At 66.4% G+C, this 8254-nt stretch carries 6 protein-coding genes and 2 pseudogenes; 2 read left to right on the forward strand and 6 right to left on the reverse strand.

The features are described 5' to 3' along the window. Window positions 1-92: 92 nt before the first annotated feature. Together A2790_RS12800 and A2790_RS12805 are read left to right on the forward strand one after the other, a co-directional pair. Window positions 93-310, forward strand: a pseudogene (locus tag A2790_RS12800) (IS21 family transposase); the annotation flags it as partial. Between the two features lie 82 nt (window positions 311-392). Next, window positions 393-533 (forward strand): annotated as a pseudogene (locus tag A2790_RS12805) (IS701 family transposase); the annotation flags it as partial. A gap of 152 nt (window positions 534-685) precedes the next feature. Here A2790_RS12805 and A2790_RS12810 read toward each other — a convergent pair. The 6 genes from A2790_RS12810 to A2790_RS12835 form a co-directional block, all read right to left on the reverse strand. Then, window positions 686-982 (reverse strand): hypothetical protein, encoded by a 297-nt coding sequence (locus tag A2790_RS12810; protein ID WP_293392150.1) that lies wholly within the window; start codon window positions 980-982, stop codon window positions 686-688. Between the two features lie 97 nt (window positions 983-1079). Continuing rightward, a complete protein-coding gene (locus A2790_RS12815) occupies window positions 1080-2201 on the reverse strand; it encodes an ABC transporter permease (protein WP_293392152.1) in 1122 nt (373 codons plus the stop codon). Between the two features lies 1 nt (window position 2202). Then, window positions 2203-4971 carry a ribosome-associated ATPase/putative transporter RbbA gene (rbbA, locus tag A2790_RS12820; protein WP_293392155.1) on the reverse strand — a complete coding sequence of 923 codons (2769 nt, stop codon included), beginning with the start codon at window positions 4969-4971 and terminating at the stop codon, window positions 2203-2205. Further along, entirely contained in the window at window positions 4968-6041 is a 1074-nt protein-coding gene (locus A2790_RS12825; RefSeq protein WP_293392158.1) for an HlyD family efflux transporter periplasmic adaptor subunit, read from the reverse strand. The genes rbbA and A2790_RS12825 overlap by 4 nt, the downstream gene beginning before the upstream one ends. Beyond that, a complete protein-coding gene (locus tag A2790_RS12830; protein WP_363080891.1) occupies window positions 6038-7519 on the reverse strand; it encodes an efflux transporter outer membrane subunit in 1482 nt (493 codons plus the stop codon). Before A2790_RS12830 ends, A2790_RS12825 begins: the two co-directional genes overlap by 4 nt. Continuing rightward, window positions 7474-7980 (reverse strand): universal stress protein, encoded by a 507-nt coding sequence (locus A2790_RS12835; RefSeq protein WP_363080894.1) that lies wholly within the window; start codon window positions 7978-7980, stop codon window positions 7474-7476. Before A2790_RS12835 ends, A2790_RS12830 begins: the two co-directional genes overlap by 46 nt. Window positions 7981-8254 lie beyond the last annotated feature (274 nt).

Genomic DNA, 8254 nt, shown 5'->3' on the forward strand with positions numbered 1-8254 from the left:
CCCACGATGGCGTGAAATCACCGCCCACCATCCCGTGAAATCACTGCCCACGATGCTCCGAAATCCGCGCCCACGATGGCGTGAAATACGCAATCATCGCCTGCGACAACCTCAAGACGGCGGTGACCAACCCGGACCGCTACGATCCGGGGATCAACCGTACCTATCAGGACATGGCCCGCCACTACGGGACGAGCGTGGTTCCGGCCCGGCCGTACAAGCCTCGCGACAAGGCAAGGTCGAGCAGTCGATGCTGCTGGTCGAGCGCCGGGTGCTGGCGCGCCTGCGCAACCAGCGCTTCTTCAGCCTGCTGAGCTCAACCTGGCGATCAGCGAGCTGGTCGCCGAGCCAACGCCCGCGTCATGCGCGCCTACGGCGCCAGCCGGGCCGAACACCACCACGCCAGTCTCTGTATCGCCGCCTACGGATTCCTCATCTCCCTCTGGGAGACGATTTCCCCCCCCTCAGCTCCAGCTCGAGCCCGGGGCCGCCAAACGCTTGGTCTTCCCGAAGGTTACAGACCCCGTGGCGCTCCCGATCCGGCCGGAACGGCATGTCCCAACCTCGATCCCGACCATCCGGCGACGCCACACCATGTTATGACGCAGTAAGACTAGACTAACAGGCTGTTGAAAAAGTCAGATGTTCCCGGAACGTCCCAGAACGAAGCGGAATCAGGGCTGAATCAAAAACGGCTCAAACGGGCGATGGTCGCGGACGGCAGCGGCGCCTTGCCCGGCTTGCGGGTCTTGTCGTGCACGAGCCGATCGACGCCTTCACCCATGAAGACATGGCCGCGCCAGACCGCCGGCTTGGACAGCCCCGAACGACCCATGATCTCGTTCGCGCCCAAGCCGAGAGCCGTACCGATCGGCGCCTGGGCGCGAGCCGCGTGCTTCTGGGGACTGTTGCGGTTGCCGACGATCGCCTCAAGGCGGTGGCGATCCCCAGGCGTGATGGAAACCTCCGTCCCTGCTTTCATGCGCCGAGCATGAGCCGTTTCCGGCTATCAGGGTATCCTCTGAATGAGCCAATCCACTTGGGCTCCCCGCTTCGCCCGAAGTCTGCTGAGGAACATCTCAGCCCATGGCGCCGATGGTCTTGCGGAACCGGCCCAGCGCCACGGTGAAGAACACCGCACCGATGACCGCGATGGCCAGGAAGTGCGGCCAGACCACTTCGAGACCGGCGCCGCGATAGAGGATGGCTTGCGCCAGCCTCACGAAATGGGTGGTCGGGGCCGCCTGCATGATGATTTGCACGAACAGCGGCATGCTCTCGCGCGGGGTCACGCCGCCGGAGAGCAGCTGAAGCGGCAGCAGGACCAGCATCAGCAGCAGCCCGAACTGCGGCATCGATCGCGCGATGGTGCCCATGAAGATGCCGATCGACGTGGTCGCGAACAGGTGCAGGGACGCGCCGAACAGGAAGAGCGCGATGGAGCCCTCGATGGGCACGCGGAGCACGCCTTCGATCAAGACGACGAGGGAGAAGCCGCACGCGACCAGCACCGTCAGCCCCATGGCCCAGACCTTGCTCATCATGATCTCCAAGGGCGAGACGGGCATCACCAGGAGGTGCTCGATGGTCCCATGCTCGCGTTCCCGGATCAGGGCGGCGCCGGTCAGCACGATCGACAGCATGGTGACATTGTTGATCAGCTCCATCACCGCCCCGAACCAACTTTGCGTCAGCGTGGGGTTGAAGCGGACCCTCATCGCCAACGTGGCGGGGGGCTCGGCCGCGCCCCGGTAGTGCTGTGCGAACTCGGCGACTTCGGCGCCGACGATCTGCTGGATGTAGCCGTTGCCGATGAAGGCCTGGCTCATCCGGGTGGCGTCGACGTTGAGCTGAACGGTGGGTTGGCGGCCAGCAAGCAGATCGCGCTGGAAGTCCGGGGGGATGTCGAGCGCGAAGGTGTACCGGCCCTCGTCCATGCCGCGATCAATCTCGCTTTGGGTGACCAACGCGGGCGGGGTGAAATACGGCGGATAGAACGCGCTCGTCACCCGCGCCGACAGCTGAGACTGATCCTCGTCGACGATTGCGAGCGGCGCCTTGTGCAAGGTCTCTGGAATGCCGGTGGCCGCCACATAGATCGACAGCGAGAAGGCGTAGACGATCAGGAAGAGCATCATCGGATCGCGCCACAGGCTGCGCAGTTCCTTGACGCCGAGCCGTAGGATGTTGGACGCCGGCATGCTAGCGCTCCTGTTTCCTGAGCAGGAGCGTGCACGCGGCGAGCAGCAGCGGAACCGTGACCGCAAGGGCCAGCAGCTCGGTCTGGAGGTCGGCGAACCCCAACCGCTTTGAGAACACACCGCGGCAGATCGTGACGAAGTGGGTGGTCGGAAAAATGCGCCCGATGAAGGCGCCGGCCCCTTCCAGCGACGATACCGGGTTGATAAGGCCGGAGAACTGCACCGCCGGCAGGATCGTGCCGACGGCGGTGGCGAACATCGCGGCGATCTGGCTGCGCATGAAGATCGAAAACAACAGGCCAATCGCCGTCGAGCAGCTGGTGTAGAGAATGGCCCCCAGCGTCATCGCGACGACGTTGCCCGTGATCGGTGTGCGGAACACCCACAGGGCCAGCAGCACCAGCAGCCCGTAGTTCACCATGGCCAGCGCGACATAGGGGATTTGTTTGCCCAACAGGAATTCAAGCGGCGTAATCGGCGTCACGTAGAAATTGACGATCGAGCCGAGCTCCTTCTCTCGCACTACGCTCAGCGCCGTCAGCATGGCCGGAAACAGCAGCAGCAGCACGGGAATGACCGCCGGGGCGATCGCCACCAGGCTCTTCACGTCCGGATTGTAGCGGTAGCGGGTCTCGATATTGATCAGTCCGGCGGCCGGCCGGACACCGAGTTCCTGCACCGCCATGTCGCCGAGCCACTGGCCATGCAGCGCCTGAAGATAGCCCTGCACGGTCTCGGCCCGTTGCGGCATCGCGCCATCCACCCATACGCCCAGCGAGACGGTGCGGCCCCGGCGCAGGTCCCGGGCGAATCCCGGCGGAATCTCGATCGCCACGCTCAGCTCGCCGGCGCGCATCCGGCGGTCGAGGTCCTCGTAGTCGGCGATTGGCGGCCGCTCGATGAAATAGGGGGAGCCCGCGAGGTTGAGCACATAGTTCTGGCTGGTGGTGGTCGCGTCCCGGTCGAGCACCGCGAACGGCAGATCCTTGACGTCCATGCTGATTCCGTAGCCCATGATGAACATCAGGATGACGCTGCCCAGCAAGGCGAGGGTCGCCCGGATCGGATCGCGGCGCAGCTCGAGGGCTTCACGCCGCGAATAGCTCATCATCCGCCGGACGCTGAAACCGCCGGCCGCGGTCGAGCCTCTTGCGTGGTCGGGTGCGGGCGTGACGTGGGTAGGATCCGCAGCGGGGGGCATCGCCGACGCCGCGCCGCCGTCCGCGGCCTTGAGATAGCCGATGAAGGCCTCTTCCAGGGTCGCCGCGCCGCGCTCCTCAATGATGTGCGCGGGGGTGTCGCTGACCAGCACCTTGCCGGCGTGCATCAGCGAGATCCGGTCGCAGCGCTCCGCCTCGTTCATGAAATGGGTGGAGATGAAAATGGTGACCATGTCGCGGCGCGACAGGTCGATCATGCTCTGCCAAAACTGGTCGCGAGCGATGGGATCGACGCCCGAGGTGGGCTCGTCGAGGATCAGCAGTTCCGGCTTGTGGATCATCGCGACGGCGAGCGAGAGGCGTTGACGCTGGCCCAGCGGCAGGGCGTCGGGGAGCGCGTCCATGATATCGACGAGGCCGAACCGCTCGGCCATCTCGGCCACGCGACCTGGTATATCCTCCGGCGCCAGCCGGAACAGCTGGGCGTGAAGCTCCAGGTTCTGCCGGACGGTCAGCTCTGTATAGAGCGAGAAACCCTGGGACATGTATCCGACGCGCTGGCGGGTCTGGATGTCCTTGGCGTCGACCTCGCGCCCGAACAGCCGGGCCTCGCCCTCGCTGGCGGGCAAGAGGCCGGTCAGCATCTTCATCGTGGTGGTCTTGCCGCAGCCGTTCGATCCGATGAACCCGAAGATCTCGCCGCGCTCGATCTGGAAGTCGACATGATCCACTGCGGTGAAGTCGCCGAATTTCAGGGTGAGTCCTTTCGCCTCGATGGCGACATCGGCCTGCCCGTCGTGAGCCCGCGGCGGAATGGTTACGGGCTTGTGGCCACGACGGCGCGCCTCGGGCAGCAGCGCGATGAAGGCCTGTTCGAGATTGGGCTGGCCCGTCCGTTCATAGAGGTCGTGCGGCGGGCCTGCGGCGAGGATCCGGCCGGCGTCCATAGCGATCAGCCAGTCGAACCGCGCCGCTTCCTCCATATAGGCGGTGGCGATCAGCACGCTCATGCCGGGCCGTTCGGCGCGGATGCGGTCGATGAGATCCCAAAACTGCGCGCGCGACAATGGATCGACCCCCGTCGTCGGCTCGTCGAGCAGCAAGAAGTCGGGATCGTGGATCAGGGCGCAGCAGAGTCCCAGCTTCTGCTTCATGCCGCCCGACAGCTTGCCCGCCGGCCGATCGCGGAACGGCGCGAGACCGGTGCTTCGCAGAAGATCGTCGATCCGGCGGTCGCGTTCGGCCGCGTCCTGGCCGAACAGCCGGCCGAAGAAGTCCAGGTTCTCGAACACCGACAGCGTGGGATAGAGGTTCTTGCCCAGGCCTTGGGGCATATAGGCGATGCGCGGGCAGACCGCCTCCCGATGCCGACGCTCGGCCATGTCGCCGCCCAACACCTCAATGGCGCCGGACTGGATCACCCGCGCGCCAGCGATCAGCGAGAACAGGCTGGATTTCCCGACGCCGTCCGGGCCGATCAAAGCCACCATACGGCCGGCCGGGATCTCAAGCGCGATACCGTCGAGCGCCAGGGTCTGACCATACGACAGGGAAACCCCCGTGAGGCGGGCGACAGGTCGGCTGGCCTCCTCCGCAAAGGCGCCGCTCATCGGGGCGTGTTGAGCGTGAGCTTGGCGGGCCAATCGGCCTTGGGATCGATGCGCACATAGGCCATGCCCGGCAGGCCGGTCTTCACTTGCCGGATATGCCGGCGGAGCAACTCCGGATCGATCCGGGCCTTGACCCGAAACATCAGCTTCTGACGCTCGCTCTTGGTCTCCACGGTCTTGGGCGTGAACTGGGCGACGTCGGCGACGAAGGAGACCTTCGCTGGGAGGACATAGTCGGGCGCGGCGTCGAGGACGATCCTGACCTCCGTGCCGAGCCCCACGCGGCCGGCCACCGTCTCCGGCAGGAAGAAGGTCATATAGACGTCCGAGAGATTGACCAGATTGAGCACCCGTCCGCCGCCGGCGACCACCTCGCCGGGCTGGGCGACGCGGAACTGGATCCGCCCGTCGCGGGGCGCCTTGAGGTCGCTGTCGGCGATGTCGGCGTCCAGCCGGCGGATCGTGGCCCGCACCGCCTCGACGGCCGAACGCGCGCCGATCACCTGCGAGCGCGCGGTGGTGATCGCCGCGTCCACCGCCGCCAGCTGCGCCTTCGCCGCCTCGACCGCCGCTTGTGCGCCTTCCACCCGCGCCTGGTCGTCGTCGCGCTCCTGCATCGCCGTCGCACCCTCGCGCGCCAGCGTATCGGACCGGACGAAGCGCCTGCGCGCGGCGTCGAACTCCGCTTCCCGCTGCCGGGTGACGGCGAATGCGGCCGCGCGTTCGCTCTGCCGCTGGACCACCTGGCTGTTGGCGATATCGATGGCGTTGAGCGCCTGCTGCAGCTGCGCTTCAGCCTCGGCCCGCTGGGCCTGCAGCACATCGGTGTCCATATGCGCGACCACCTGGCCGGCCTTCACGAAATCGCCCTCGTCGGCGAGGATCTCGCGGATGCGGCCGGGCGCCTTGGGCGCCACGTCGATCTCGACCGCCTCGATCCGCCCGTTGCCGCTGACAATGCCGTCGGGCAGATCGTGCGGTTGCAGAAGCTGCCAGGCGATCGCGGCGACGACGACAGCCGCCACGGAGACGGTCCCTCGCCTGAGCCAGCGTTTGTCGATCGGCTTCACCGCGCCTTCTCCTCGATGGGCCGCACCGCCGGCGCGAACTGGGATTCATCTGCAAAGCCGCCGCCGAGGGCGGCGTAGAGCGCCACGCCGCTGGCGAAGTAGCTGCGGCGGAGCTGGACCAACCTCTGCTCGGTCTCGAAGAGGTCGCGCTGGGCGTCCAGCACCTCCAGGTAGGCCGAGCGACCATTTGCGAAGCGCAGATCCGCCAGCCGGGCGCGTTCCTTCAGCGCCGAAAGCATGTCCTGCACAGTCGCGATCTGCGCCGCGAGCTGTCGCCGCTGGACCAGCGCGTCGGACACGTCGCGGAAGGCGCCCTGGATGGTCTGTTCGTATTCGGCCACAGCGATATCCCGCCGCGCATTGGCCGACGCGAGACGGGCCCCGTTACGGCCGGCGTCGAAGATCGGAAGATGGAGGGCGGGGGTGAAACTCCACGTCCCGCTGCCAGCCTTGAACAGGCCATCGAGCTCCGCGCTCGCCGTCCCATAGGCCCCCGTCAGCGTGATGTTCGGGAAAAAGGCCGCCCGCGCGGCGCCGATGTCGGCGTTCGCCGCCTGCAGGCGATGCTCGGCGGCGATGACGTCGGGACGGTTGGCCAGCAGGTCCGATGGCAATCCGGCGGGAAGCAAGGGGGCGTCACCGGCCTCGGAAAGGCGAAGCGGTCCCGGCGCGATCTCGACGGGCCGGCCCACAAGCAGTGCGAGGGCGTTCCGGTTGATCTCCTGATCCTGCTCCAGCGCCTGCACGGCTGTCTGCGCCTGGGCCAGCAGCGTCTGCGCCTGGGTCATTTCGAGCTTGGAGCCCGATCCGACCTCGTAGCGTCGACGCATGATGCGCAACGAATCTTCGCGGGTCGCCACCGTATGGCGAGCGATCGCGATCCGTTCCTCGTATTCGCGCTCAAGCAGGTAGCTGTTCGCGACCTGCGCGACCAGGGCGGTCGCCACTGCGCGCCTGGCCTCGCTTGTGGCGAGATATTGCTGCAGGGCCGACTCGCGCAGGTTCCGCAGCCGGCCCCAGAAATCGATCTCCCAGCCGGTGCTGAGCACGGACTGATATTGGCCGCTCGTCACGGCGCGCCCTGTGATCGAAAGATCGGCCGGGGTGCGCCCGCGGGTTCCGGTCCCCACCGCGTCAAGCTGCGGATATAGCGCCGAACCCTGGATCCGAAAGGCGGCGCGGGCCTCCTCCAGCCGCCCCGCCGCGACCCTGAGGTCACGGTTGTTCGCCAGCGTCTCCTCGATCAGCGAGCGCACTTGTGGATCTTGAAAGAAGTCACGCCAGCCGATCCTGGCGATCGAACCTAATTGCTGCACCGGCCCGGCATAGGCTGACGGGATAGGAGGCGCCGGCCGGACATCGTCGGGCCTTAGGGCGCAGCTCGCGAGCAGCAGAGACGACAGAGCGCTGGCAAGGCCCCGCGACCCCGCTGCTATCCGGCGCGGCATAGCGCCAACGATAAATCTGGCATGCGCCATCCGCGCGGTTTACTTCGAAATTTGAGCGAGATGCCCATGTCCTGATCGCTGGTGATCACAGCACAGCCTACATCTACCGCCCTAGCCGCCGTTTGATTCTCCTCAACCTCGCGCTGTCTCAATGGTCGCCTCAGCGCGTTATCCGAAATGTCGTGCCTGGCGATCAGCAGACTGCAATCGAGCTGGTCCAGCAGATGAACGCCGGCGCCGGCCGCCCACCAGCGTTGGAGGCCGCTGCGGCGACGGTGGCCGACGACCACAAGGTCAGCCGCCACCTCCAGGGCGAACGATGCGATCTCGTGGCCCGGCTCACCGACCCGCAGTTCGGCGACCGGCTCAAGCCCGAGTTGCTGGAGCCGGGCGACCCCGGCCTCGAGGATTGTTCGGTATGTCTCTCGATCCTGGGCGACCACCCCGGCGAATGCACCTTCAGCAAGCAGCACCCCGGTGGATTCGGCCAACACGGACAGGAGGTAGACCCGCGCTTGAGCTTGCTTTGCCAGGATCGCCCCCTCTCTCGAAGCGCCGTCCGGCCCTCGACCGACCCATCGTAGGCAAGTAGAATTCGCTGACACATGAGCAACAATCCCCTGTTCGGTCCACGCGGCTCGGGACGATGGGGATCCCCGCAACTCTGCTTCGAACGTCCTGGTGCATCGGATGTGGGCGCCGCAGAAGGACGTGTCCGATCCTAACCGCTATCCGTGACGACTGTGCCAGCCCGCCCCCCCCCCC

This window comes from Phenylobacterium sp. RIFCSPHIGHO2_01_FULL_69_31 (assembly GCF_001824475.1).
Taxonomy (GTDB): Bacteria; Pseudomonadota; Alphaproteobacteria; order Caulobacterales; family Caulobacteraceae; genus Phenylobacterium.

Excerpts from the sequence above, each read along its gene's own strand:
- A2790_RS12810 (WP_293392150.1), bottom strand. The coding sequence starts at position 982 with ATGAAAGCAGGGACGGAGGTTTCCATCACGCCTGGGGATCGCCACCGC.
- A2790_RS12815 (WP_293392152.1), bottom strand. The coding sequence starts at position 2,201 with ATGCCGGCGTCCAACATCCTACGGCTCGGCGTCAAGGAACTGCGCAGC.
- rbbA (WP_293392155.1), bottom strand. The coding sequence starts at position 4,971 with ATGAGCGGCGCCTTTGCGGAGGAGGCCAGCCGACCTGTCGCCCGCCTC.
- A2790_RS12830 (WP_363080891.1), bottom strand. The coding sequence starts at position 7,519 with ATGGCGCATGCCAGATTTATCGTTGGCGCTATGCCGCGCCGGATAGCA.